Origin of the sequence: Ferrithrix thermotolerans DSM 19514, assembly GCF_900128965.1 — a bacterium.
GTDB lineage: Bacteria > Actinomycetota > Acidimicrobiia > Acidimicrobiales > Acidimicrobiaceae > Ferrithrix > Ferrithrix thermotolerans.
In genome coordinates, this window is sequence record NZ_FQUL01000009.1 from 23,117 (window position 1) to 48,890 (window position 25,774).

Here is a 25,774-nt window from a genome sequence, read left to right on the forward strand (position 1 = left end):
CGTCGCCATAGGATCTGTCATGGCTTAGCTACAGATGGATTAGCACTAATACGGCGGGGGTGGCTGTAGATGTTGAAAGACCCTCCCCTGGCAAATCCCAGTAAGGTTACTCCCATCTCCGAGGCCATATCGATTGCAAGCGTGGTAGGAGCCGACACGCAGACGACGGTTGGTATCTCCGCTGCTACCGCCTTTTGAACTATCTCAAATCCTGCTCTTCCGGAGACGACCATCACAGATGCCTTTCTGAGGAGATCGTTTAGAAGCAGATGCCCTATCGCCTTATCGACGGCGTTGTGTCTGCCGACATCTTCTCTTACGATAAGTACCCTGCCTTCTACATCGAATATCGCAGCAGCATGAACAGCACCGGTTGCATCGAAGAAACGCTGTTGACTACGCATCAACTCCAACATCTCAAAGATCTGCGTAGCCTCTACGATATCGGTTCTTACGATCTTTGTGCACCGTTTCACTAAGTCCGTCACCGAATAGGTTCCACACACTCCGCAAGCGCTAGAAGATACCATGGTTCTAAGAGGCCCCACGATCTCTCTACGAAGAGTTCGGACCTGGGCTATCAACACGTTGTAGTCCTGTCCATTGCTCCCCTGACAGCTGTAGCGCAGATCAACAATGTCGCGCCTCTCGGAGACATAACCTTCGGAAAAGAGTAATCCTGCTACAAGTTCAAAGTCGTTCCCCGGTGTCCGCATAGTAACTGTAAAACGACTGGAGAGGTCTTTGTAGGCTATGAAGATCTCAAGCGGTTCTTCACCTACGACGTCATCGTAGCGCTGCGAAAACGAGCCGTTGTAAACTCGAACGAGACGTTTCGACTTCGGTCCTGAGCGGCGCTCAAACATCTGGACTCTGACTAGCATCACCCAGAACAGCTAAGAGATCTACTAATAAAGCTACTCCTCTTTTTACCTCCGGAGACAAAAGCCTCTTCAATGTCACTCGTAGAGGAGGAACCACTTGTGTCCTTCTCTCTCCTACAGAGCCAAGCAACATCGAAGTCACCTTCTTAAGCCTTACTGCATCAATGCTACCTAAAGCACCAAGTAGCTGCGCGACGTTGGTTACCCGCTCCCGTCCAGAGTCGGTATCGGCTCTCTCTAACAGATAGGCCGAAGCCACTGAAGACCGCTCGAGCAACAAAAGTATTTTGTCCAAAGCGCCAGACTCCGACAACCGCTGCAGGATCAGCTCTAGCTTCATGTGAGCGTCTGGCTCTATATGGGTTCTAGGAGACCGGTACTGAAGTGCCTTTCCCACTATCTAACCTCTTTCTTACGTCTAACAGGTGGAGCAACGTAGTCACTTCGTAGCCACTTTTTCTCCACCATCACGCCAGGGTAGGGAGTCCGCTTACCGTATCTAAAGTTATTTCGTGGTAGCGGGGATCTTCCCTCCTTCTCGAGCACCTCCATCTTCACCGCAAGCTCCTTGTATGCGGGTGTATGGGTAGCAACGTCAGTATGGGAAGAGGTAAGGACGTTGATAGCTTGTTCGTTCGAGGAGGAGTTCATGGGCATATAGAGTTGTTTTCCCTGCACTCTGTCGGTGACGACAGCCCTTACTTTCACGGCTCCTCTCCTGGAGACAAGCCTCACTAAAGAACCGTCTTTGACTCCCCTCTCCTTTGCCAGTTCAGTCGAGACCTCAACGAAGGTAGAGGGAGTTCGTTCTTTAATACCCTGCGTCTTATAGGTCATGTTGCCTTCATGAAAATGCTCAAGAAGTCGCCCGTTGTTTAGGTGCAGATCGTACTCGTCGTCTGGCTCTTCGCTAACACCTTCATAGACAAGAGGCCAAAGCCTGGCCTTTTTGTCTTCGAATCCAAAACCATCCAGAAACAGAACCGGAGTATCGGTTCCGTCTTTGGCCACAGGCCACTGTAGTGACGAAAACCCCTCAAGATGGTCGTAGGAGACTCCCGCAAAGATAGGAGTAAGCATCGCAGCTTCGTCCATGATCTCAGCGGGAGTTTCGTAGTTCCACTTAGCACCTAAGGCACTTGCGAGATCACATATGATCTGCCAATCCGGACGGCTCTGGCCCAGAGGAGAAAGTACCTGGTTGATCTTTTGAATTCGTCTCTCGGTGTTGGTAAAGGTTCCTTCTTTTTCCAAAGAAGGTGAGGCTGGAAGGATCACATCAGCATATGCAGCAGTATCGGAGAAAAAGATGTCTTGAACCACAAATAGATCGAGCTTCTCAAAGGCTCCATGTACGAACGAAGCGTTAGAGTCGACTAGTCCCATGTCCTCGCCGATAAGGTAAAGACCCCTTAGCTTTCCTTCGTAGATCGCATCAACCATCTCGTGGTTGTCCAACCCCTTAGTCTTGGGCAGCTCAACGCCCCACGCTGCTTCGAACCTCTCCCTAACCTCCTGGTCGTCTACTGACTGATAGCCCGGAAGGTTGTTAGGCATCGAGCCGAAGTCTGACGCGCCTTGGACGTTATTGTGGCCCCTAAGGGGATATGCACCACACCCTTTCTTTGCATAGTTCCCTGTAACTAGCAACAAGTTTGAGATTGCCGTAGAGGTGTCTGACCCCCTTTGATGCTGTGTAACACCCATAGCCCATAAAACAGCTAGGGAGCTTGAAGAAGAGATCATCTCGGCAAGGGATATGATGCTGCTTATGTCTAGGCCACAGACTTCGGAGGCGTAGTCGAGGGAAAAGGGTTCTAGTGATTTTACGTACTGATCGAACCCTAAGGTGTTCTCCTCGACAAAGCTCTTTGCGTAAAGGTCGTTGTCGATCAGATACTTCGTTACAGCCGACAGTAAGACCAGGTCGGTGCCCGGCTTGGGCGAGATGAATAGATCTGCCCTTTCAGCCATCTCGTGTCTACGCAGGTCTACAACTGCAAGCTTCTGTCCAAAGAGCTTATGGGCTCGCTTTACACGGGTAGCGATAACCGGATGGCTCTCCGCAGTGTTCGAGCCGATGATCAGCACCATATCGGCAGATGCTATATCTGAGATCGAACCCGAGTCGCCGCCTACCCCAACCGTGCGAAACAGACCCATAGTGGCCGGCGACTGGCAGTAACGGGAACAGTTGTCCACGTTGTTGGTTCCAACCACCTGGCGCGCCAGTTTCTGCATGAGGTAGCTCTCCTCGTTGGTGCACTTCGACGAAGAGATAAAGCCCAGTGCGTCCGGACCACTATGGTCTTTTATCTCAGCTATCTTCTTTGCTACAAAACCTAAAGCTTCCTCCCAGGACGCTTCGACAAAGTGGTCTCCGCGCCGAATAAGAGGTTGGGTAAGACGTTCCTCGGAGTTCACATAGTCCCAGCCAAACTTACCTTTGACACAGGTTGATATCTGATTTGCTGGACCCTCGGGGGTAGGTTCCACCTTTAGGATTTTTCTTCCTTTGGTCCACATCTCGAAGGAACATCCAACGCCGCAGTAGGTGCAGACCGTCTTCGTGCGACGAATCTGATGCTCTCTTAGACGCGCCTCGGCCTCCGACAAAGAAAGTATCGCACTGATCCCAACGGCGGGTTCGAGGGCCTTGGTCAAAGAGATGAGAGGTTTTTTAACCTCGGCCGAGATAGAAGTAAGTAGGCCAGCCTCCCCAAGCATGGACTTCTCCATCAAGGCGTTGCACGGACAGACGGTTACACAGTGTCCGCACCCCACACAGCTCGATGAGCCAGCGGGGACTCCACCGTCCCAAAGCACCCGTGGCTGCGACTGGCTCCAATCGATGCTGAGCGTCTCGTTTACTTGGAGGTTTTGACATGCTTCCACACATCGGCCACAGAGAATACACTGATCGGGATCGTATCTGTAAAACGGATGGCTGGAATCTACCTCAAAGCCCTTTGTTCTGTGAGGATACTCTAGCTCCGATATCTCCATAGCTGAAAAGGTGTTGTGCACGATGCAGTTACCGTTGTTGTTCTCACAGACCGTGCAGTAAAGGTCGTGATTCTCAAGTATCCGCTGCATCCCCTCCTCTCGAGCCTCAGCGGCGTGACTGTCATTTACCTTTATTCTCTCCGACCCACAAAGCCGATAATCACAAGCTCTTTGCAACTGATCGTCGATGACGACGAAACAGGTGTCGCAAGTTTTTATAGGTCCAAGGATATCGTTGAAGCAGATACTAGGTAGGTAGACGTCAATTCGTCGTAGGAAGCTTACTAAGTTCTCCCCCTCATTGGCGGTAAACTCTACTCCGTCAACGGTTACGGTAATATCTTTTGCCACGTACACTCCCAACCCAGATCCAATATGTACACTACTTCACGCACTTATAGCTATAGAGGTCAATCTAGCCGTTATCTCAGGCTAACTTCAACTACTATCCCTCCCCCAAGCCTCAAGTAGCTGTAGGTACTCCAAAGTAGTATCGACGTCGGTGAGCTTTTTCGCATCTAGTCCACTCTCCCCCGACGCCTCCAAAAGGCACAGATCAGGAAGGCTATCGTACAGCAAAGACCACCTCTTACCTCTCTCAAGGTCAAAGTTCAACGCTGCTTCGATCCCCACCTTGGAGATGAAAGTACAGCTGTATTGCTTACGGCCGTCCACGACAGGAACAACGCTCTTGCCGTCGCCGAGTTCAAGGATCGTTATCAAGGTCGAACAATCAATCAGTGGAAGATCGCAGGCGAGCACAAAGACTCCATCCAACTCGTATCTCTCTGCAATCCATCTGATACCTTCTACGGTCGCCCTGAGCGGACCACCAAAGCTCTCTTGGTCTTCAAGATGGGGTAGGTTAGTATAGCAACCCCCTACCTCTGCAGTTACTAACGAGATCTGCGTCAGGGCTCGAGCCGCCACCAACGCCATAGTCAGACCTCCTGGAGTTGCTAGGTTCGCCTTAGCTGCACCCATCCGTGCGCTACGACCTCCACTAAGTAGAAGTCCTCCGATGCGCCTCTCCAAGCCATCCTCCGAAGAACTCTCAGTTATGTTTGACTAGCTACAGAAGCCACGATCTCCAGCGCTTCCTCGGGAGAAAGACCTGCTAATGCAGAGAGCCAACAGACGATCGGAGCCATCTTTCGCTCGCTTGAGTGAGCAGCCACGGAGGCGATACGCAATACGTCCTCGATCTCTTCATCCGAAGGCACCCTAACATGAAATGCGTTGGCAACCGACTTCAGAAACTCATTGGAATCCACCACCTTGATAGTACCTGCAAGGGTAGTGGCCTACCGCCGTGCGCTTAGGCAAAACTTAGGTCTAATTCGAACTTTCTATGATCGTCCAGCTTTACGCCCTAACCTCAGCCAATAAGATGATCTTTACCATGAAGACGCTTACCATTTAGCTTTATCAACTAAGTCTCTCCGAGGTCAACTCTTCCCTCGAGCCTTCCTTTATCGAAGAGAATTTATTCACACAAAGTCAAGTTCGAAAGAACCTCCATGTTTAAATCTCTAAACAAAGACACTAAGGCGCTGCTGTTATCACGCGTATCTTCAATGGTCGGCTCAACTGCGTTACCGATCGCTTTGACCTTTGCGGTGCTCGACCGTCACGGGAGCGCTCTTGACGTCGGGGTCGTAGTCGCTGCGTCCGATCTCCCATTTGTTCTTCTTTTGTTAGTGGGAGGAGTAGTGGCAGATCGTCACAGGAGGCGACTCATCGCTCTCATGTCAGACGGTATTCGGTCCCTGATCTCCCTGTCAATAACTCTTGTAATAGCGCTTCATATGGACTCTGTTCTCATACTTACACTGCTCTCTGTCCTGTGGGGGTCTGCGCGAGCGTTCTTTGTACCAACGATCGCAGGTATGGTTCCAGAGGTAACTCCAGCAGAACAACTGCATCGAGCGAACAGTCTTGTAGGAGCATCCACATCACTTGGAAATCTGGTTGGACCCGCTCTGGCGGGACTGATAGTCGCAACGATGGGACCGGCTGAAGGCGCCCTCATGGCCTGTGCTGCTTACATCACGTCATCGTTCTTTCTTGCAAGGGTGTCTCAATCGAGAAAAGACATCGACGAAGCTGTGACACGAGACAAAAAGCGCGTGTCTTTTCTAAGGGAGATAAAGGAGGGTTACATCGCCATCCGGTCGAAGTCGTGGGCTTTTTGGACCATCGTTATCTTCGGCGTCGCTCATCTGACCACATTTGGTCCTTTATTTGTTGTAGGTCCCGTAATCGCTGCCCGAGACCTAGGAGGAGCCGCTTCATGGGGGTATATCGTTGCGGCAGAAGGCGTTGGGGCTCTCATAGGTTCCTTACTAGCGATGCGTCGCCCACCCAGGCACCCGTTGTTTAGAGCCGATACTCTCATGCTTTTAGGTGTACCCAGTTTTTTTCTACTCGCACTACACGTCGATTTAATCTACATACTTCTAAGCGTTGCTGTCTCTGGAGTAACACTTGGGTACTTTGGCTCAGTGTGGGAGACCCTCTTGCAGAGGAGCTACCCACTTGAGCAGATCTCCAAAGTTAGCTCTTATGACTGGATGGGCTCTACCGCATTACTGCCACTAGGTGAAGCGTTCGGTGGTGCGGCAGCTGGAGTATTTGGAGAGTCCCAGGTATTGATCTTCGGCGGCGTGGCTCTGCTAACTTTATTTCTCATCCTTGTCGCTCTACCTTCTACACGTCGGGTTCGATATGAACAAGGTGGTGTTATTCGCTCTGCGAATAACTAAATGCACCATTCTTATAGGCAATTAGTGCCTTCTTCGACCCTCATTCGTCGTCATGGAGATATATACTTCAATAAGTCTAGGACGTTTATAGCTCGTAGCCAAGGTAAGGCGGCCTCTGAAGGATTCTCAAGGAGGAAACAGGCCGTGTGCGATAAAGCTGTCTTGGGCGAATGCAAACTATGACTACACCTGGGTACAATCTGCTCCATGACTTCCAGAGACAGTTCATTCTCTCACTTCTGAGGAAGATAGCCGCCGCCGCCTTAGCGACAGCTGTGTTCTTTGCTGGAGTAACCTACGCTACGTCGAAAGTTGCTTCTGCGTCGCCTAGCGAAAGTGCACTACAACAAGAAGCAGATCAGCTCTCAGCCACCATCTTGGCCCAGAGCTCTGAACTTCACAACCTGGCGGTACAACAGGCGGCTGCCCAAGAGACTTTGGCTCAGGCTCAAGATGCCGTGTCACAGTCAAAGACCCAGCTCGGAAGCGACCAGGCGGTGTTGCGTCAAGCGATGAGCGCACTAAGCAACGCAGCTATCAACGAATTCGTCAACGAAAGCGGTGTGCAGTCTACGGTAGACATCTTTAGTTCCTCAATTCAGAACGCTATGTTGAAGACAGACTTTGCTAACGTGGCGACAACCAACATCTCGGACTACCTAACGCAAGTGAAGATAGCACAGTCCAAAGTTCAAACGGCTGAGACGGTTCTTCAGGCTAATCTGAGCCAGGCACAGAACGCTCTCAACACAGTAGAGGCTAACAAGTCCTACATCGAGTCCGAGATCACAAAGGAGCAAAACACCTTGTCTTCGATCAAAGGACAGATACAAAGTCTCGTTCAACAAGCCCTCCAGGCGCAGCTAGCACAGCAGTACAGTACCCCTCCACAAAGCTCCTCGAGCCAAGGGCTTCCAAGTGGAAACGGTCTGAAAAGCGTCATAGCAGCGGCAGGCGTAGGGAGCGGTTGGGGATCTATTCCTGCACCGCTTGACAGCGCTACATTAGCGGCTCTGCGAGGGTGCGAATCGGGCGGCAACTACCAGGACAACACGGGTAACGGCTACTACGGTGCCTATCAGTTCTCAGCATCCACGTGGTGGGCGCTGGGGTTTTCCGGTCTTCCCTATCAGGCCCCACCCAGCGTGCAGGACCAAGCAGCTTCTATCTTAGAGCAACGTTCTGGCTGGGGACAGTGGCCAGCGTGCGCAACGATGCTTGGACTGATTTAGCTGAAGCTTTCGATATAGACAAAGATCCCAAGTAGGATACCTTCTGTGTCCGTAGTCATACCTCCACTTCTATCTTCGATCAAAGAAGAGTTCCCAGATCTAGAGATCGAGATATGGGAACAAACAGGCAGAAACACACTACCTAAGACCAAAGACCACTGCAGGTTTTACGTTCCTGGATACATGTCGGGGCGAAGCTCAATCATGATCTCTAACCAGATGCCGCAGATCGAGGTCGTTCAACTTCTCACAGCTGGAGTCGATGGAGTACGATCTCTCATTCCACAAAGTGCAACGCTGTGTAACGCCAAGGGGGTACACGACGCTTCAACCGCCGAGCTTGCCGTCGCACTGGCTCTAAATGCACGGCGTGGCCTTGACGGATTTCATAAGAAGCAGATGCGTGGAGTCTGGCAGCCCAAGACCTACCCTTCACTGGCGGACTCCAAGGTTCTCATAGTCGGATACGGATCCATAGGTGCTGCACTAGAGCGACGTCTCTTGCCCTTTGAGGTAGAGATAACAAGGGTGACGCGCAGGGCAAGACAGGGAACGCACGAGGTGACAGATCTTTTGAAACTTCTTCCAGATGCAGATGTTGTCTTTCTTTTAGTACCGCTGACGCCAGAGACCGAAGGATTTTATAACGCCGCCATGTTTGAGGCGATGAAACCTGGAAGTGTTCTCGTAAACGTCGCCCGAGGTCCTGTGGTCGATACGAAGGATCTTCTAAACGCGTTGAAGGTTGGGAAGATCTTCGCCGCTATCGACGTCGTTGATCCAGAACCGCTTCCACCAGATCATCCCCTTTGGACAATGGATAACTGCATCGTCACGCCGCATATTGGTGGTAACTCCACAGCGTTTTACAAAAGAGCCCATCAACTCGTCATGGAGAATCTTGCAAGGTTCATCTCGCACGAGCCTCTCCTAAATGTAATCTCAGGTGAGTATTAGCCACGATCAGAGTTGTTCTCCGCAACAAAGCCAACTACCTACAACCGCTGCGTGCTGCTAAGAAGTGTTGTGAGTGCTGGAAGATAACCCCAGAGCGAAAAGTGTTCCAAAAAGATCGACTGCGGTATCTGGATGCCAACTTTCCCACCTTCGCTCTCGATGGAGATCGCCCTCATCCAGCCCTTCTAAGCTAGTCAGCTGAAGAGCTTCGGTCTCTTCGGAGGGGCTGAAACTTGCGACCTTTTCTTGCAGCTTTTCAGTAAGGAATGCACCCACCGCTATGGGCTGTCGCTGACCCTGGTTTCTTGTAAGTAGACCTAGTCTGATCTCTAACGGGTTTACTTCAACCCCGAGTTCTTCTACCAACTCACGCGCCATAGCAAAGCGCAGTGGATCTCCACTAGCAAAGTCCTCAACACTTAGGTCGCCCCCTGCACTGTGCGAAAGTAGGCTTGGGTAAAGAGGTAGCCTTCGGCTGCGTCTCGCTGCAGCGAAGAAGAGTCTCCCTGGGGCCACCTCGCCCGCCAAGTTCACATGAACGGCTAAAGAGTTGGCAAAGACAGAGTCTTGCAAAGAACGTGCACCTTCTTGCACAAGCCACTCCCTTATTCGACGAGGAACAAGGTCGGAGTCCTTCTTCATGAACATCCAGTTAGTAAGGAGGTAGTGGATGTAACCGGTTCTTTGGAACCATAGTGTCACAACACCGCTGTCTATAACATGTTCGTTTTTTTTGCGGACGATGTTGACTAAGGAAAATACCTCGCCATTGTAAAGACTTACCCTTCCGTCTTTAGCACCTACCTCCTCAGCCTGAAGGAGCGATACTACAGCATTTAGGTAGGTGTCTATAAAGTCCCTATCGAAAGCCAAAGAGTAGTTTTGTGACCTTTGAACGATAGGTATCAGCCAATCAATTAAAAGCTCCCGCAACTCCGAAGACTGTCCCTGAGATAGCTCTAAGCTCTCTCCTTGAGGTTTTACGTACGGCTCTTGATCCAACAGCACAGCTTCATACTGTTGCCCTAAAGTACTGCCCTTTGCAAAGTAGACCGTCTCTGTCTCTAAGCTAGGGTCAGATCGGCGCCTTGCCACCTACCAACTATCTCCTGACCAGATCGATATCATCATCGAGACCATCATCCCATGTAGCTCAACAACACTACAGTCTCTAGCCACATCTGGGCACCTATGTATGTGTTGTTTGCTATCGTATTCCCATGGATACGGTAATTACGACCTGTGGAATTAGCATACTAACCAACTATGCCAAAGCACAGAAGCTTGTTCTTCCACTCACCGAAAACGCTAATAAACGGGACAAACAAGAGGTAGACAAACAAGCAAGTATCGAGATCGAGGAGATGCTTGCATTGATGGGAAAATCGATCAGCGAGCTAGCCACAGACGACCAAGCCTCCGCTGAGATCAACAGCCTGCATCTCTACTATCAAGAAAAAAACGATTCACCCAAATCAGATAGACACGTCCTTATATCAACAGATACCTGGCTGGGTAGTGAGGCGACAGAGCTAGTAAAACAGGCTCTCTTACACCGGGGTTACGAAAACATCGTCGTCAAGAAGGTCTCGAAGCTCTCCACCGCTAACTTTCGCGATTTCCGTGATGCAGCAGCAGAGTTGCTAAGCATGCTGATCAAATATCAGGAGGAGGCAAACCACCGCCGAAGTGAGGTCGTGATCAACCTCACCGGAGGATTCAAGTCCCTGCTTATAACCATACCATCCTTTGCAGCAGCCTATAAAGTAAAGTGTTTCAACCTCTTCGAGGGGAATAGCTCAATTCTTTGGCTTCCCCTGTTGCCAACCAGATTTGACCCAGCTGAGTTTGTTCGAGCAAACCTAAATGAGTTCCGCTTATTGAACAGTGAAATCTGCAATACGATACATGAGGACCTCGCCTTTGCAGCGCTCAAGGTCGCTGACAACGTTTACATGTTGTCCGACTGGGGTGAGGCACTATGGCAAACATACCACCACGACATATACGAAGAAAAGCTGCTAGACCCTCCTATCTCAGGTATTGTATACGGACCAAAATTCAAGGAACAAGCTGAGGAGTTTGCACGAAAGAGCTCGAAGCTAGCGGAGCTCAATAAAAAGATCGACACCATAAGCTTCCTTTACCATAACGATAACTCAGGAAACCCAATAGTACTAAAAGGCACCACCATGAAGCCAATAAGGGGGTGCCATGGCGTAAGTACTCATGAGATATACGCCTCAAACGACGACGCAACACGGATCTACATGCACATCGAGGGTGGAAAATGGGTTCTAGATACCCTTGGCAAACATCTCTAAGACTCCCCCATGCATCGCTTGTCTAGAGGTGAGCCTTTCGCCTCACCAAGATGGCCGAGCCTTTCGCCTCCAAGGAAACCTTGGATCCCAAAGAGACGATATCTAGATCGGAGGATCCTTGAATAACTATGAAAGAAGTATCCCCTCTTTCCACCTTTATCTTTACGTTGGACCCCAAGAAGGTGACATCGGTAACTAGATACTCCCCGTCTGAATCCGCCCTTATAGTCATAGCCTCCGGACGCACGAGTATCTCCGCAGATCCGCCAGGGGTTGGGGTCTCTTCGCTCTGACGGTAGGGAAAGTTTCCAACCCCGGGGACAACTGCAGTCTCTTTGTCTAGAAGCGTCCCCTCGAAGACGTTGACGTTCCCCACGAAGCTTGCAACAAAGTCGGTAGCGGGTGCAGAGTACACCTCAGTAGGCGTTCCAAACTGCTCCAGATTACCGTTGTTCATAACTGCGATTCGATCAGCCAAAGAAAGTGCCTCTTCTTGGTCGTGAGTCACGAAGAAAGTCGTAATACCCACCTCCCTTTGAAGTTGTTTGATCTGCTCTCTAAGGTTGGCACGGACCTTTGCGTCAAGGGCAGAGAGCGGCTCGTCCAGTAAGAGTACCTCCGGCTTAATTGCCAGCGCCCTTGCGAGGGCTACCCGCTGCTGCTGACCTCCAGACATCTGATGCGGATACCTATCGGCCTGCTCAATAAGTCCTACCATCTCTAGCATCTCATGAGCCCTTCTTCGCCGCTCGGTCGCAGAGATACCTCTCACCTTTAGACCAAACTCCACATTCGACAGTGAGGTCATGTTTGGAAAGAGCGAATAGCTTTGGAACACCATCCCTATCGATCGCTTAGACGCCGGAAGTCTCGTCACGTCCTTACCGCCTACATACACAGACCCTGAGTCGATAGGTTCGAGTCCCGCCAAGGCACGTAAAGCCGTCGTCTTTCCGCATCCTGAAGGACCTAACATCACTACAAACTCGCCTGGCTCAGCCTCAAGGCTAAGACCAGCTAAAGCAAGAACCGATCCGTATGCCCTTTTTACATTAGAGAGCCTGACAGATACGCCCTGTCCTTTTCCATCGCCTTGCCCGACTTCAGCTTTCACAGCGGTCTTTGAGGACTCCATCACGATAACACACCCTTACACAAACAAACTAACGAATCAAGATATCTACTCAGCAAGATCGACTACCTCTGAGGTCAGCTGGGCTGCAGCCAACAGCGCCCCACCCTTTTTTCTTCGACCCGATCGCCTCGAAAACACCACCGTGACCACCGAGAGAGGAATCCAAGTAAAAAGGAGTGCTATTAGGGAAAAGGCGATCGCCTCGGATGCCTGCGTCTGTCCTATCTGAACCAGATACACAGCAAAGGTCGTAAAGCTAAGGAGCGATGCAACTGCAAACTCTCCTAAACAGAAGGCAAAGGCTAACACTACCACTCCAAGAACACCCGAACGGAGATTCGGAAGGAGAACCCACCACAAGATCTTACGCAACGAGGCACCTAGCGACTGACCCGCCTCAACCAGGGTCTTTATGTCAAGCGCCTGGACCGCTGAGTCCAAAGTCCGGTAGGTATATGGAAGTGCCAATATCACATACTCAAGCGCCAGTATCACCGGTGTGCCCATAATAATGTTTGGAAGCGAACCAAAACTTGTAATCACGCCCAAGGTGATGACCACCGACGGGATCACGAGGGGCAAAAGCGACAGTGCCTCCATGACCCTGCGTATCTTCGGAGCCTTCCAGTGTACCCAAACGGTGGTAGGAATCAAAAGTAGGAGCGTCAACAAGACCGTTCCTAGACCGATCTTCGCAGATAAGAACAAGGTAGACCAAAACTGCGGATCAGAGAGTAATTTGGAGTAGGCGGAGAACGATATCCCTCTCGTCGTACCGGTAAAGGAGAAGCGAGCCGAAGACACTATCGGCACCAAGAAGAATAGGCCTACTACGCCCAGAACTACAGATCGAAAAACCTTACCAACCTTTAGGACGTTTCCTCCACCGCCCCCTGTACTCGGTGCCGGCGCACCTATCACCGAAGCCATCTTGAAGCCCTTCTTTGAACTAGTCCGTACATCAACGCCGCTACTAGTACAACCCCAATCATGCCAGCCCCCAAAGCGTTACCTAGGTGAGCGTGGCCTACTAAGACATTTCCAGATATCAACGATCCGATCTGAATAGGAACGATCGGAATCGTTCCGGAGGTCAGAGCCGCTGCGGTAGCGTAGGCAGCAAATGCATCGGTAAATAGAACTAGGAAACCAGCGAGGAGCGGAGGAGCCAATAAAGGTCCACCCACATAGCGCCAGAACTGCACCCTAGACGCCCCAAGAGACGACGCTGCATCTACCCATTCTTTGCGCAAAGCGTCTATCGGAGGGATCATAATAAGAACCATAAGAGGTATGAGAAAGTACTCATAAACAACCGTTAGACCAAGCACAGAGTACAAGGAGAACCCATGGTTGTAAGGGTTAAACCCAATCTTGGTCATAAGCTCAGTGACCAGGCCAAAGTTGCCCAAGGTAGCGATAAAGGAGAAGGCCAAGGGGACGCCACCGGTGTTCGCAAAGACTCCGGAGCCTGCGGTCACAACTGCTCGCAAGGTTCTTCCAGGAGACGCCACTATCGCTAGGGCTACTAGTAGTCCAACTACAGTCGCTATTACAGCAGAGAAAAAGGATAACTGAATGGAGTTCTTAAAGGACTCAAAGTAGACGCCGGAGAATCCAACGGAGAAGTTTGAAAGTGTAAAACTCCCGTTGTCCGCCCGGAACGCGTCTACCACAACCGATAACGCTGGGATTAGAAGGAAGACACCGAGGTACAACAAGAAGGGCATGACACCCATAAATCTTCGCCAGGTGCCGTACCTAAGTACCCTCACAAACCCTCCCTTAGACGGCTCGAGCAAGGGTTCGGAGGCGTTTACACCCCCGAACCCTTCTGCGAAACGATCGGTTTTGTTTGCAGGAGATACCGCCAACTAACTATCCCTTAGCGCTTCCTACTGCATTCGCCCAGTCTGACGCCACCACGGTCTCAGCTGTATTTAGCTCTGAAGAGGTCGGGAACGACGGGGTTCCAGATACTGGAGGAAGTGCTGATAGATAGGTTTTGTTAACGGTACCAGCAGTCATCATCTGAGGCAGCTCCACCGGCCTTGCAAAGCCCTTCAACCACAGGTTCTGCCCTGTAGGTGAGTAAAGGAACTCCTCCCAAAGCCTTGCAGCTGCAGGATCCGGAGCGTACTTGGATATTGCTTGTGCATAGTATCCGGCTACTTGCGCATCGTTTGGAACGATGACCTTCCAGTCGATCTTTGGAGCCACTAACTTGCCGTAGGCAACGTTTAGGTAGTCCCAGTCGATATTGACTTTGATCTGGCCCGACTCTATTGCCGCTGCTGAAGACTGCACCGGAACGTAGACACCCATCTTTGCCAGATTTGCAAAGTAGGTAAGGCCCGGTTTGATGTTAGCGAAGGAGCCGCCGTTAGCAAGGGCAGCTGCATATACTGCATTGAAAGCAGCAGCGGCTCCTACAGGATTACCGTCTAAAGCGACGTCACCCTTTAAAGCGGGATTCTCCAGGCTCTTGAATCCAGTTATCGGGACATGAATCGCAGTCGCATTGTAACCGATAGATATGTAACCACCGTAGTCATAGTACCAATCACCGTTTGCAGCCTTTTCGTTAGGAGCAATGTTGTTCCACGTGGCAACCTTGTAAGGAGCTAGAAGCCCTTCAGCTGCAGCGCTCTGAGCAAACGCCGGGCCTACGTCGATCACATCAGGGGCCCGAGAAGAGTTCTTGAGTTGCTTTATCGCGTTAATCTCTTCCGCAGAGGATCCGTCTGGGTTGATATCGTTGATCTTGATACCGTACTTTGCCTTGAACGCTGACATGATCTCGCCGTAGTTCGCCCATCCTGGTGGGAGCGCCGTTACGTTTAGAACGCCCTCTTTCTTCGCCGCAGCAACCAACTGGCTCATTCCTCCGCAAGCCGAAAGCGACTCACAGGTTGAGTAGTTAACTGCTGAGGACCCCGAAGAGGTGCTACCAGCCGAGGACGAACTTCCACAGGCCGCCAGAACCAAGGAGCCTGCTGCAACCACAGCAAAGGGCACCGCCCTCTTGCTCAACTTACTTGACTTAGACAACTACAACCTCCACACTCGGATCTTCTCGAACCATCACAATAAACTATCACTGCCGACCGTGGCAGATAAGCGAATTGTACCTTACTTCTGCAAAGCTACCAAGGAGTAACTAGTCGGTAAACCATTACTAACTTTAGATGAACACATAAACTTCACAGCAAACCTTAATAAAGTCGGAGCTTGAGGCTAATGAACCTCTGCCAACACAAAACATCGTCTAATAGGCAGGTTTAGGACCTAACCCCCAATAACCAAAAACATCACGAGGCACGACCAATTGAGTAGTTGATAACCTGTTCATTTCCTATACAGTGTCTCCTTATAGGAGAAGGTTTACTAATAAGAACCCACTCATATTGGAAATTAAGACGTAACTACATGAGGTAACGCCAGAAGTACACGCCCAAGCATCCTGGGTTGAAGAGGGCACGAAGATGCAAGAACAGCTCATTTCCATACACGATCGTGTTCAAGGTGAAAGGCGTGAGAGCGAGTTAGCCGGTTGCCTATGAGACAACCCGCCGACCTCACCTAGAAACACATACTGTACCGAAGCCGACTTATCTGGTCGCCACGGGGGTAGCACCGGGCTCGACCCACGAATTAAGGACTCCCAAGTGCCCTATCGTTTTGTTCTTAGTTGACCGGGCTGCAGATCCAATATAGGGTTCTAAAAGACCGAGAGCTTTCGACCTCGCACACTGAGTTATCCATTGGCAAGCCGTTGGATAAACCATGACTTAGCCCTTAGTACCTGCGTTTTGACGGAATCACACCTCTAACACCACCCACGGGGTCAGACACGTCTCCAAAACGACGGGGTATGACGTGTATGTGAAGGTGCATTACGCTCTGTCCCGCCGCAACACCCTCGTTCACGCCCAGATTAAACCCATCTGCTCCATCATCCACAAGGGATCTCCCTACCTCCACGGCAACGTTGAAGAGCCTCCCCACACTATTTGGAGTTAACTCTAAGAGGCTTGCCACATGCGCTTTGGGGATCACCAAACGATGCCCCTCGGAGACCGGATATCTGTCTTTCACTACCAAAACCTCTGGATCTATCCACGTTGAGCTTTGCGACAGCGAAAGATCACAAAAGACACATTTTTCAGTTAGGTCCAGTTGGGTTTCCATGCCATCGAATCCAAGATCGCGGATACGTCCGCCTCAGTCGTCGTGGGGTTTACAAAGCAGAAGCGCAACACCTTTTCACCGTTGTGCGTGGTTGGAAGGACAAATCCCACCTGGTCACGAAGGGCTGCCTTTGACCAGGAGTCGTAGTCTAGCGGACCCCAGTTCTTACGCTTGAACATGACCACAGAGAGTTCTGGCTCCATAACTAGCTCTAGATAGTCCCTTGCGTCGATCTCCTTTGCCGTCCACTTTGCAAGGTCGATCGAAGCCTGAACCGCCTCCTTGTATGCGTCGGTCCCATTGACCGCAAGAGAGAACCAAAACGGTAAACCGCGCGTTCTGCGAGTTAGATGGTATGCAAAAGAGGCTGGATTCCACTCCTCCATGGTATTTATATCATCCAGATAGGCAGCCTCCTGCGTGTGCGCCTTTACGGCCTTTATTGGATCTCTATAGATAAGCGCTGCACAGTCAAAGGGAGCAAACAACCACTTGTGGGGGTCCACCACAAAGGAGTCCGCATCCTCTACGCCATGGTAAAGGTCTCTCTTTTCGTCTGACAAAAGACCGGCGCCTCCATAAGCACCGTCCACATGAAACCAGAGTCCCTTCTCTTTGGCGAAATCTGCAGCTCCTCTGAGGTCATCTACGATTCCGGCGTTAGTAGTACCGGCAGTGGCAACTACCGCAAAGACCTGCGTTCTCTCTTCTTCAGATAACGTCACCCACCTTTGCTCAAGATCATTCCTGGTAAGACGGCCTCGTTCGTCGCCTCCTGTGACAAAGATATCTACGTCCATCACATTTGCTGCAGAGACGATCGAAGAGTGTGCCTCTTTGGAGCATAGGATCGCCCAGCGATTTGGCCGTTCGCCCCTTTTTTCAGCCTGAGTACGCCTACCAGTATGGAGACCAGAGAGATTACCCGCTGAACCCCCTGAGACGAAGGTTCCTCCCGCCCCCTTGGGCATCCCTGCCATCTCGGCCAGCCAAGCTAGGGCTTCATTTTCGAGATAGACTGCCCCCGCAGCCTCAAGCCATGAAGTTCCACATATCGACGAGGCCGATACTATAAGGTCAAACATGATCGATGCCTTGGTCGGCGCTACAGGCACGAACGCTAGGAATCTAGGGTGGTCTGATGACAGAGTTGCAGGAGCGTATGAGTCAACAAAGCGCTTTAGCACCTCCTTGCCACCGAGGCCTTCTTTGGTAATATTTGACGGATACATCGCCTGGATCTCTTCGAGGGGTTTTGGTCCGTCAAGCGGAGGTGGCTGCATCGCTATTCTCTCCATCGCATAGCTCACGACCTGATCCGCTAACTCTCTGAGACTTTGATCTAGACGATGCATTTTGTCGTACGGCACGTGGACTCCTCTTTATCTATGCAACAGATGTATAAACTTCTCTCACTCATCTAATATAGGGCTTACAGATACAACAGTCATGCAAAGTATACGTCGGATCGTCCACCCATAACCATACGCAATCTGCTAGGAGTCCCCAGCTACCGATTAGCCGGCTCTCATGACGGCTATGGTGGAACTGTCGTCTCGAGACCGCACTAATACAGCCAAAACCATTCCATCGAGTCTCGTGTAGGATTACACAAAACGTAAGCTGACAGTTTCCTTAGTGGTTACACTCTTATCCAAAGGGTTCTACAGTCGGCTGACTAGTTTTATTTCATGTACCGCCCTAGTCGCAAAGGTCAAGATGGAATGCAAAGTGGCAATGAGTCAAAGGTTTACGAAGAAGATCTGGAGAGTCACGTAAAGCACCTTGAAAAGGGACTGTTCCAATTGGCTCGTTCTCTAAGGAAGATCAGGGTCGGCGGGGAAGCCACGCCTACTTACGCGACCGGAGCTGGCTTTTGGGAGCTAGTGCTCCTAAAGCACCGCCACTCCATGAGGTCTTCTGAGATCGCGAGTTCGCTTGCGATCGATATTTCGACGGTCTCCCGACAGATCAAGGTCTTAGAACACGCTGGGTTGGTCAAGAAAGAGCCCGATTCAAATGACGCAAGGGCTGCAATAATATCTCTAACCAAAAAGGGCGAAGAGATTGTGGACCAGCTAATAAAAAAACGTGAGGACACGGTCAGAAGAGCACTTGAAGGTTGGAGTGTCGAAGATAGAGAGTGCCTAATTAGGCTACTTGACCGTCTAGTAGTTGGACTTGACTCGGACGAAAATTAAACAAGGGGTCAGATCTCAGCTTTGATATTGGAGCCACCTACTGCCGATACCTTAGTCAGTGTCGTTTCTCGAGAACAAGTTTGACGTTTCTGTCCCGTCGTGTGCCGACAAAGTTCTTCGGCAAAAGTCGTGCGACGTTGTAAGCTACGCATCTATGCCACGATGCAAGATCCGTCGTCGAGTCGACTTCGTTGGTAAAGGCGGGAACATCGACGTTTCCCATCTCAAGGTGAACCTCCAGAGCATCTGGCCTCTCCAAAATCTCCACCACTCGAAACTGGCACGGCCAGTCCATGATCGAGACCGTCGTTACTTCGTAGAACCCATATCGCCTGTCATAGGGTGAGACCGAGCGAGAAACCTCGTTCACATGAGTATGACCACTTAACCAAAGGATAACGTTTGGATAACGGTGCAAGAGATCCGATATCTCTCCTCTATCCACCTCTTGCCTTTGGGGATCCCGAAAGCTGTTTACCATCCGCTTTAGCGGATGGTGCGAGGTGATCACTACGTAGCGATCATGGCCAAAAGGGTTGACAGTGAGCCGACCGTCTACAAAATACCTAGAAGATGCGCTCTTCAACTGCTCCTCAAGCCAAAGAAACTGCGACCTATCTATAGCTCCCTCTGCTTCCCCACCGCTTACTGCAGTATCCAACGTAACCACCCGCATCTGATCCCCTAGGTCATATGAAAAGTAGGCCACATCTTCTTCGATGTTCCACTGGGTAAACCCATGACCAGGCGGACTTCCGGGAGCTTCCATATATATTCTGACCAGATCTGAGGTGGTAATGTGTCGACGCTTGGGGTCGAAAGATACGCTACGTTGCAGTCCACTTGAGAAGAATCCGGCCGGATCGTCCACAAAGTAGGAGTAAAGATCTAAGGGCAGTTCACCTCCACCAATATCCATCGACTTAGACCCTCCCTGCGTGATCTCCTGAAGTGCTGAGCTTACCTCACCAACGCCTTGGGAAAGAATTTCATGGTTTCCGTTACAGCCGAGCCAAGGGACCTTTAGCCCTTCGCTAACTATAGGTCTCATAGCCGCAGTTAGCATACCTTCTACCACAGGAAAGCCGAAGTGCTCTTTGTACACATCAAAACCACCGTCGGGATGCCAATACTCGCTATCCCCAAAAGAACTTGAACTTACAAACTCCGGCTGATTTGAGCCTGACGAAACGTCGGCCGTTCCCCCACTAAGTAGGGAGACAACCCATCCAACTTCATTGTTTTGTGCATTGTCGATCAGATCTCCGGTAGTAAGAACCAGGTCAACCTCTCTGCCAGAGAGCTCCGAGGGAGGCAAAGAGTTGATGGTCTTTACAAGTTCACAGACCATGGCGTAGATCAAAAACTCTTGAGGCCGATAACCGGGGATCAAACCGGAAAAACGCTTATCTTTTGAGTACCTGTTGACGTACTCGAAACGGCTGGGGGACTTTACATCAGCAAGCTGAAAGTCAGTGATATGCACAAATCGACATAGCGATACCACATCGTCACCCTCTCCTTGAACTGTAGTTTTAAGATCTTCCCACGTGGTTTCAGACTCCCCTGGACCAACACTGAGTTGTAAAAAGTCCGACCTGTTACCTTCGTAGATTGTCGACCCTCCCACCAAGGATTCGGCGCTGGTAAATGGGTGTATCGATCCGCCACCGTTGGTGTCCAAGGCTGTCTACCTCCTAAAAGAGTTCTACATCAATAGATTATGCACCGCCAGAGGAGGGGGCACTCCTCTGGCGGCCGATATCTCGGCGCATAACCTCGGCCTCGAACCTTTGATAAGGCCTCGACGGTCCGAGCCGGGGGCAACGGCTCTAACCGCTAAAGAAGTTCTAAAGGCCGAACTTTTACAGACGATGAAAGACCAGTAAATAAAGTGCGTCGCAATGGCGAACAGTGATCGATAAATATAGAGGCAACTAAACCTTGAGCTAAAGCTCAGGCAAGAGGCACGCTATGATTGTTCATAGAGCAAAAGTACCGACCACCGATTCAGTTGTTGAGAGGTGCAGGTGAATGAAGAGATTCTCACTAATTCGATCGATAAGGGCCAGATCCGAGACAGACTCGATCGATAAGGAGCGGTCAAAGACGATATTTGTGCTCGGAGGCGGAGGCGGCAAAGGAGCGTGCCAAGTGGGAATGCTCATCGCTCTAATCGAACAGGGCATCCTGGCTGACATGGTAATTGGCGTCTCTGTAGGAGCTCTAAATGGTGCGGTCTACGCCACCAACCCCACTTTGGACGGGCTTCGATCCCTCGAGAACCTCTGGGAGTCCCTAGACAAAGACACAATAATGCCCAAGAGAAAGCTAGGTACGACCTGGAGATACGCCCAGAGGGCTGAAGCAGTTTATCCAGGGGAAGGTCTGCAAAATCTCATCGACACCTACCTGGATGTCTCCGACATATCCGATACCAAGATACCCCTCGAGGTTCTTGCGGCCGATTACAGCACAGGTGAAGAGATCTGGTTTGGCTCTGGAGAGCCGCGTTCTGTCTTATACGCATCAGCAGCGATACCCGGCGTGTTCCCACCCCTACGACTCGACAATCGGCTACTTGTTGACGGGGGGATTGTAAATGACACTCCCATCGACAGAGCCGTCTATCAAGGTGCAACACACATATACATGCTTTTGTGCGGAACACCTTATGCACAACTGCCGGACCCAAAACGTCCCCTTGAGGCTTTAATTAGATCCTCTACCCATACAAAGACTGCTCACTTTCGGCACCAAATAGCTCATTTACCAAGTACAGTATCGCTCACGGTGCTTGACTGCCCAGAGGCTTCGGGCATAGAGGCCCTCGACTTCTCCAAAAAGAGTCTGCTACTTCGCTGCGGTTATGAGCGCGCTCATAAAATCCTGGCGCAAGAGACGCAACCCTCTTTCTCACCTCCCGCACCACAGGAAAGAACCTCACCGACAGATATAACTGAAAAGTTCTCAGTAAGAGGTCCCATGTCTTACCTACTTGAGAGACCAAAGAGAGAGATCTATCAAAGGGGACCAACAAAGACACGACTCAAGGCCGGTTGACCTCGACCCTTATCCAACTGTAGCCATAGCCGTGCAAGCCGAGCGTTCTAAATAGTGGAACGCCGTGACACATTGAGGATCTTATAAGCTATGCCGTTGCCTTCAACAGGGCCTGACCAAGGTACTCGCCTGCACGTTTGACCGCATCTTTAGCCTTATCCACAAGAGCTTCCATCGAGAAAAATCCATGTACCATCGAGTCGTATAGCCAAAGCTCTGCGGTCGCCCCTGCGTCTTTGAGGGCTTTGGCAAAGGCCACGCCTTGATCTCGCAATGGATCAAAGCCTGCCACGACGATCAAAGTCTTGGGATATGGAGCAAGATCAGGTGCAAGAAGAATCGAAAATCGAAGGTCCTCCGCTTCATCAGGACTGTTCAGGTAAAGTTCACCGAACCACTGCATGTCTTTTGCGGTGAGGAAGTACCCCTCCGAGTTCTCAAGATAAGAGGGATAACTATCCTGATGCGCAGCGTCGGTAACCGGATAGGCCAAGAGAGCAAAGTCAGGCTGTCCGTGTGCATCATTACGGCTTAAATACGACACAACCGCCGCAAGGTTGGCTCCCGCCGAGTCACCAGCGACCGCTACGGGCACGGCCGCTCCTCTTTCCTTGTCACATAGCTCCCAATTCACCATCTTCGCATAACGAAATGCATCAAGAGCATCTTCAACGGCCGCTGGGAACTTGTTCTCAGGCGCAAGAGCATAGGCAACAGATATCACAACGGAGTTGGAGTGGTGAGCTAGTGAACGTGCGAGTTGGTCGTGGGTTGAGATGCTACCCAAGACAAAGCCGCCGCCATGGTAAAAGACCGTAACACCCACACAATCCCTAGCTGCTTTCGGCCAATATACCCTAATTGGGATAGTTCGAAACCTTCCGTCCACTAGACGGTCTTCTACCTTTGCCATTGGTGTTAGGTCTTTACTCTGCAGCTGCGCCATTAGCTCCAGGTTGGAACGGGCAGTTTCAACACCTGCACTTGAAAGATCTACCGTCCCTACTGCTTGAAGTGACGAGAGAAGAGCCCCTATCTGAGCATCGAGCTGTGGCAAGATCTCACCCCTGATCGCTAGAGAATTTGCTTTACATTTACAATCATATTGTGCGTCACTCACACATAACTTCGCAGTTCACCCGTGACTGTGTAATAGCTGCTGAAGCTCTAGGTAGTCATTTTCTGAAAGCCGATGACTTTGGGTAGCCACGTTCGCCTTTATCTGTTCCCTCGACGTGGCACCTGCGATAACAGAGGAGACTTGCGGACGATAGAGAAGGTACGCAAAGGCCAGATCGAGTAGCTGCATCCCCCTATCTCTCGCAAAGGCCTCCAGAGCCTCAAGGAAATCGAAGTCAACGTTTTGAAGAATCTCCGGCCTACCTGAGAGTCTCGTTCCTTCTGGTGGTTTGGAGTTACGTCTGAACTTCCCGGTTAGAAGGCCAGATGCAAGAGGGAAGAACGGAAGGAAACCAACACCAAAGGCTTGACATGCCCCTAAAACCTCGTCTTCTACACCTCGTTCTAAAACGGAGTAAAGGTTTTGAGCAGACACAAAGTGAGCAGTTCCGAGCTCCTTTGCGATAAAGGCAGCCTCTGCGATCTGCCATCCCTTGAGATTGGACGAGCCGATATAAAGTACCTTCCCGCTTCTTACAAGATCGTCTAACGCCTCAAGCGTCTCTTCTATGGGGGTTAGAGGGTCTGGTCTGTGCAACTGATACAAATCTATGTGGTCAGTCTGGAGTCTCTTGAGCGATGCTTCAATAGCACACCGCAGATACCGACGCGAAGCCAATGCCCGTTCATTCGTTCCCATGTCCATGCCGAACTTTGTAGCAAGCACTATCTCATCACGCCGACCCTTTAGTATCTTTCCCATATAGGACTCTGAACCGCCCTTATTACCGTAGATATCGGCGGTATCAAAGAAATTTATTCCTTGATCGAGCGCCTCGAAGATTACCTCTTTAGAGGTCTCAAAGTCACATCTTTGACCAAAGTTGTTGCAACCCAGACCAACCTCCGACACGGTCAGGCCAGAGTTTCCCAGCTGTCTAAAGTTCATTACGGTGCTCCTCCTTCTTCATGTAGATAGCCGAGGCTTTCTTGACTACGTCAGAGACGCTTTCACCGGTAACCAAAGAGGCTCTAACTGCGTCGTCAAACTCTACCTTATGCCCAACCCTCGTGGACTTGATACGCACCTTGACGCCTTCGGTGACCTCAACCTCAGAAAAAAAGTGTGGTTCTACGCTCCTTTTGATCGGAAGAATCCGTAAGCCTGGCGAACGAGTCTCCCGATGAAGAAACTCTCTAAAGAAAGCAAGTTCGTTCCTTCGAACAAGGACGGTAATCTCAAACCCTGGTCTAGATTTTTTGCCGAAAACTGGAGCAGCCCAGCAGTCAAGTGCTCCGTACGCCATTGCTCTATCAGTAAGAAGTCCTATCTCCTCACCGGTCAGATCATCTACGTGGACCGATATGGAGTAGATCTGATCAAGCGCTTCATAGTCTACTACATCTTCGAAGAGGTAGGCTGAAAGCACACCAGAAACCCCCTCCCTCACTTTTTGCCCCGCGCCATAGCCAACAGCACGTAAAAGTCCTTGGGTATCGTGGTATCGATATAGTCCAAAGTTAGCCAAGACCGCCAAGATAAGTGCTGCCGTAGGCGTTAGGTACTCAAAGGAGTCGTCCACCATCTTGACTGGAACGCCTGCTCTGATGAGAAGAGTGGCAACAACAGGCACCGGATTTGGATATCTTCCGTGTGCGATCTCTACCTGAGAGCACCCAACGGTGGCGCTGTTGCTGGAGAGTTGTTCGGGGCGAAGAGTGTGCAAGAGCGTCAAGGCCCCCAACAGATCTACGAAGGTGTCGGCTGTTCCAAGTTCATGCAGATGCACACCTCCATCGGATCCATGCACCTTCGTCTCGCACTCACCAAGAAGCTCGAGCCCCCACCGAGCCCACCGCTTTGCTTCTTTTGGCACCTCAACCCGAGCAAGACCAGAGATCATCTCATCAAGGGTCATGGGGCGATCTCCGCCTACTACCTCGAATCTCATCGCAGAAAGGGACGCTGGTTTGACCCGCTCAAACGCCACGTCTGCGCCAACAGCCTGCGCGATCATCGCCAGAGTATCACCTGGGGTTCTTAGGTCTTCAAAGAGATCACACAGCGCAGCGATAATCATATCACCGGCAGCGCCGTTGGAGAGATCCAAGTGTAGTCTCATAGTCTCTTGGCCCGAGACGTATATCTCTTTACGACTCTAAAGGCAGCGCAGGCCGCACCAAAACCATTGTCTATACCCATAACAGAGACTCCTTGAGCACAGGTAGCTGTCATAGCCAACAGCGCAGTAAGTCCGTCAAAGGATGAACCGTAACCAGCCGACGTCGGTACAGCTACCACGGGTTGCGAAACAAGTCCACCAACCACCGACGCCAATGCCCCTTCCATACCCGCCACAACCACTATCACGTCAAAGTCCTCAAGTCTGGGTAGTATCTCCAGGACTCTATCGACATGAGCTACACCCACATCGGCGTAGATCTCTCCGTGGATTCCTAGCGCAAACAAGGTTCCCATACACTCGTGAGCCACCCTTAGGTCCGACGTACCGGCGGTAAGAACACCAACCTTGGCGTCTATCTTCGTCGGAGTGCCCACCACTATGGTTCTGTAGTCTGCTTCGATCTCGAGACCGGGAAAGACATAAAGCGGGTGCGTCATCGACTCATAAAGCTTTGAAACTGCTCCAACAACGTCGTTGTTGCACCTCGTAAGCAGCACAGCCTCGTTAGATGTGTCTCTGTGATGCTTGAGTATCGCCAATATCTCCTGCACCGTTTTGGACTGGCAGTAAACGGCTTCAGGCATCCCAATTCGCCTGCTTCGCAGGAGATCTACTCGCGCAACAACCTCTTTGCTTGACTCTACGTTCAAACCTTGGTTTCTCACCTCTTCAGCCTACAACGCCAGGTACCATTGGCACCTCAACCCCTAA

24 protein-coding genes are annotated in these 25,774 nt (G+C 50.9%); 7 read left to right on the plus strand and 17 right to left on the minus strand.

What is annotated here, in order from left to right:
* Positions 1–17: 17 nt before the first annotated feature.
* From fdhD to BUA24_RS04495, 5 genes are all read right to left on the minus strand, one after another.
* Positions 18–866 (minus strand): formate dehydrogenase accessory sulfurtransferase FdhD, encoded by an 849-nt coding sequence (gene fdhD, locus BUA24_RS04475; RefSeq protein ID WP_084660200.1) that lies wholly within the window; start codon positions 864–866, stop codon positions 18–20.
* Positions 859–1,281, minus strand: coding sequence for a helical membrane plugin domain-containing protein (locus BUA24_RS04480; protein WP_072789151.1), 423 nt, complete (start codon positions 1,279–1,281; stop codon positions 859–861). The genes fdhD and BUA24_RS04480 overlap by 8 nt, the downstream gene beginning before the upstream one ends.
* Entirely contained in the window at positions 1,281–4,241 is a 2,961-nt protein-coding gene (gene fdhF / locus BUA24_RS04485) for a formate dehydrogenase subunit alpha (RefSeq protein WP_143146387.1), read from the minus strand. Before fdhF ends, BUA24_RS04480 begins: the two co-directional genes overlap by 1 nt.
* Positions 4,242–4,328: 87 nt before the next feature.
* Positions 4,329–4,925 carry a molybdenum cofactor guanylyltransferase gene (gene mobA, locus BUA24_RS04490; RefSeq protein WP_072789155.1) on the minus strand — a complete coding sequence of 199 codons (597 nt, stop codon included), beginning with the start codon at positions 4,923–4,925 and terminating at the stop codon, positions 4,329–4,331.
* A gap of 23 nt (positions 4,926–4,948) precedes the next feature.
* A complete protein-coding gene (locus tag BUA24_RS04495; RefSeq protein WP_072789158.1) occupies positions 4,949–5,164 on the minus strand; it encodes a DUF6457 domain-containing protein in 216 nt (71 codons plus the stop codon).
* Between the two features lie 246 nt (positions 5,165–5,410).
* On the opposite strand from BUA24_RS04495, the gene BUA24_RS04500 reads away from it, so the two are divergent.
* From BUA24_RS04500 to BUA24_RS04510, 3 genes are all read left to right on the plus strand, one after another.
* The gene (locus tag BUA24_RS04500) at positions 5,411–6,655 is read left to right on the plus strand and encodes an MFS transporter (protein WP_072789159.1); all 1,245 of its coding nucleotides are present in this window, start codon (positions 5,411–5,413) and stop codon (positions 6,653–6,655) included.
* A gap of 179 nt (positions 6,656–6,834) precedes the next feature.
* On the plus strand, positions 6,835–7,887 hold the full coding sequence (locus BUA24_RS13140; RefSeq protein ID WP_272867283.1) for a transglycosylase family protein: 1,053 nt from the start codon (positions 6,835–6,837) through the stop codon (positions 7,885–7,887).
* 45 nt (positions 7,888–7,932) lie between these two features.
* A complete protein-coding gene (locus tag BUA24_RS04510) occupies positions 7,933–8,844 on the plus strand; it encodes a 2-hydroxyacid dehydrogenase (RefSeq protein ID WP_084660190.1) in 912 nt (303 codons plus the stop codon).
* Between the two features lie 57 nt (positions 8,845–8,901).
* Here BUA24_RS04510 and BUA24_RS04515 read toward each other — a convergent pair whose 3' ends face one another.
* A complete protein-coding gene (locus BUA24_RS04515) occupies positions 8,902–9,939 on the minus strand; it encodes an NUDIX hydrolase (protein ID WP_072789184.1) in 1,038 nt (345 codons plus the stop codon).
* A 125-nt stretch (positions 9,940–10,064) separates the two neighbouring features.
* Here BUA24_RS04515 and BUA24_RS04520 point away from each other — a divergent pair, with 125 nt between their 5' ends.
* On the plus strand, positions 10,065–11,168 hold the full coding sequence (locus BUA24_RS04520; protein WP_072789186.1) for a putative CRISPR-associated protein: 1,104 nt from the start codon (positions 10,065–10,067) through the stop codon (positions 11,166–11,168).
* Between the two features lie 22 nt (positions 11,169–11,190).
* Here BUA24_RS04520 and BUA24_RS04525 read toward each other — a convergent pair whose 3' ends face one another.
* From BUA24_RS04525 to BUA24_RS04550, 6 genes are all read right to left on the minus strand, one after another.
* Positions 11,191–12,303: an ABC transporter ATP-binding protein gene (locus BUA24_RS04525; protein ID WP_072789188.1), complete on the minus strand. Its 1,113-nt coding sequence runs from the start codon at positions 12,301–12,303 to the stop codon at positions 11,191–11,193.
* Positions 12,304–12,348: 45 nt separating this feature from the next.
* Entirely contained in the window at positions 12,349–13,233 is an 885-nt protein-coding gene (locus tag BUA24_RS04530; RefSeq protein WP_084660191.1) for an ABC transporter permease, read from the minus strand.
* On the minus strand, positions 13,221–14,177 hold the full coding sequence (locus tag BUA24_RS04535) for an ABC transporter permease (RefSeq protein WP_218587408.1): 957 nt from the start codon (positions 14,175–14,177) through the stop codon (positions 13,221–13,223). Before BUA24_RS04535 ends, BUA24_RS04530 begins: the two co-directional genes overlap by 13 nt.
* Positions 14,178–14,181: 4 nt before the next feature.
* Positions 14,182–15,354 (minus strand): ABC transporter substrate-binding protein, encoded by a 1,173-nt coding sequence (locus BUA24_RS04540; RefSeq protein ID WP_072789191.1) that lies wholly within the window; start codon positions 15,352–15,354, stop codon positions 14,182–14,184.
* A 747-nt stretch (positions 15,355–16,101) separates the two neighbouring features.
* Positions 16,102–16,494: an HIT family protein gene (locus BUA24_RS04545; protein ID WP_072789193.1), complete on the minus strand. Its 393-nt coding sequence runs from the start codon at positions 16,492–16,494 to the stop codon at positions 16,102–16,104.
* Positions 16,473–17,864 (minus strand): pyridoxal phosphate-dependent decarboxylase family protein, encoded by a 1,392-nt coding sequence (locus BUA24_RS04550; RefSeq protein ID WP_245790295.1) that lies wholly within the window; start codon positions 17,862–17,864, stop codon positions 16,473–16,475. The genes BUA24_RS04545 and BUA24_RS04550 overlap by 22 nt, the downstream gene beginning before the upstream one ends.
* 321 nt (positions 17,865–18,185) lie before the next feature.
* Between BUA24_RS04550 and BUA24_RS04555 the strand changes: the two genes are divergently transcribed.
* Complete coding sequence (locus BUA24_RS04555) at positions 18,186–18,695, plus strand: MarR family winged helix-turn-helix transcriptional regulator (RefSeq protein ID WP_084660192.1); 510 nt, start codon at positions 18,186–18,188, stop codon at positions 18,693–18,695.
* Between the two features lie 55 nt (positions 18,696–18,750).
* Here BUA24_RS04555 and BUA24_RS04560 read toward each other — a convergent pair whose 3' ends face one another.
* On the minus strand, positions 18,751–20,379 hold the full coding sequence (locus BUA24_RS04560) for a metallophosphoesterase family protein (protein ID WP_072789198.1): 1,629 nt from the start codon (positions 20,377–20,379) through the stop codon (positions 18,751–18,753).
* Here BUA24_RS04560 and BUA24_RS04565 point away from each other — a divergent pair.
* A complete protein-coding gene (locus tag BUA24_RS04565; RefSeq protein ID WP_072789201.1) occupies positions 20,372–20,584 on the plus strand; it encodes a hypothetical protein in 213 nt (70 codons plus the stop codon). The genes BUA24_RS04560 and BUA24_RS04565 overlap by 8 nt on opposite strands.
* A 145-nt stretch (positions 20,585–20,729) precedes the next feature.
* Positions 20,730–21,758: a patatin-like phospholipase family protein gene (locus BUA24_RS04570; RefSeq protein WP_072789204.1), complete on the plus strand. Its 1,029-nt coding sequence runs from the start codon at positions 20,730–20,732 to the stop codon at positions 21,756–21,758.
* 88 nt (positions 21,759–21,846) lie between these two features.
* On the opposite strand, the gene BUA24_RS04575 is transcribed toward BUA24_RS04570, so the two are convergent.
* The 4 genes from BUA24_RS04575 to larB form a co-directional block, all read right to left on the minus strand.
* Positions 21,847–22,815 (minus strand): alpha/beta hydrolase, encoded by a 969-nt coding sequence (locus BUA24_RS04575; RefSeq protein ID WP_072789206.1) that lies wholly within the window; start codon positions 22,813–22,815, stop codon positions 21,847–21,849.
* 78 nt (positions 22,816–22,893) lie between these two features.
* Positions 22,894–23,826, minus strand: a complete 933-nt coding sequence (locus tag BUA24_RS04580) for an aldo/keto reductase (RefSeq protein ID WP_072789209.1) — start codon at positions 23,824–23,826, stop codon at positions 22,894–22,896.
* Positions 23,816–25,000 (minus strand): nickel pincer cofactor biosynthesis protein LarC, encoded by a 1,185-nt coding sequence (larC, locus tag BUA24_RS04585; RefSeq protein WP_072789211.1) that lies wholly within the window; start codon positions 24,998–25,000, stop codon positions 23,816–23,818. Before larC ends, BUA24_RS04580 begins: the two co-directional genes overlap by 11 nt.
* A complete protein-coding gene (gene larB, locus BUA24_RS04590; protein ID WP_084660193.1) occupies positions 24,997–25,728 on the minus strand; it encodes a nickel pincer cofactor biosynthesis protein LarB in 732 nt (243 codons plus the stop codon). Before larB ends, larC begins: the two co-directional genes overlap by 4 nt.
* Positions 25,729–25,774: the final 46 nt, after the last annotated feature.

Coding starts and splice junctions, on each gene's coding strand:
- BUA24_RS04545 (WP_072789193.1), bottom strand. CDS start 16,494: ATGGAAACCCAACTGGACCTAACTGAAAAATGTGTCTTTTGTGATCTT.
- BUA24_RS04555 (WP_084660192.1), top strand. CDS start 18,186: ATGTACCGCCCTAGTCGCAAAGGTCAAGATGGAATGCAAAGTGGCAAT.
- BUA24_RS04500 (WP_072789159.1), top strand. CDS start 5,411: ATGTTTAAATCTCTAAACAAAGACACTAAGGCGCTGCTGTTATCACGC.
- fdhD (WP_084660200.1), bottom strand. CDS start 866: ATGTTTGAGCGCCGCTCAGGACCGAAGTCGAAACGTCTCGTTCGAGTT.
- BUA24_RS04525 (WP_072789188.1), bottom strand. CDS start 12,303: ATGGAGTCCTCAAAGACCGCTGTGAAAGCTGAAGTCGGGCAAGGCGAT.
- BUA24_RS04570 (WP_072789204.1), top strand. CDS start 20,730: ATGAAGAGATTCTCACTAATTCGATCGATAAGGGCCAGATCCGAGACA.
- larC (WP_072789211.1), bottom strand. CDS start 25,000: ATGAGACTACACTTGGATCTCTCCAACGGCGCTGCCGGTGATATGATT.
- BUA24_RS04580 (WP_072789209.1), bottom strand. CDS start 23,826: ATGAACTTTAGACAGCTGGGAAACTCTGGCCTGACCGTGTCGGAGGTT.
- BUA24_RS04530 (WP_084660191.1), bottom strand. CDS start 13,233: ATGGCTTCGGTGATAGGTGCGCCGGCACCGAGTACAGGGGGCGGTGGA.
- BUA24_RS13140 (WP_272867283.1), top strand. CDS start 6,835: ATGACTACACCTGGGTACAATCTGCTCCATGACTTCCAGAGACAGTTC.
- BUA24_RS04520 (WP_072789186.1), top strand. CDS start 10,065: ATGGATACGGTAATTACGACCTGTGGAATTAGCATACTAACCAACTAT.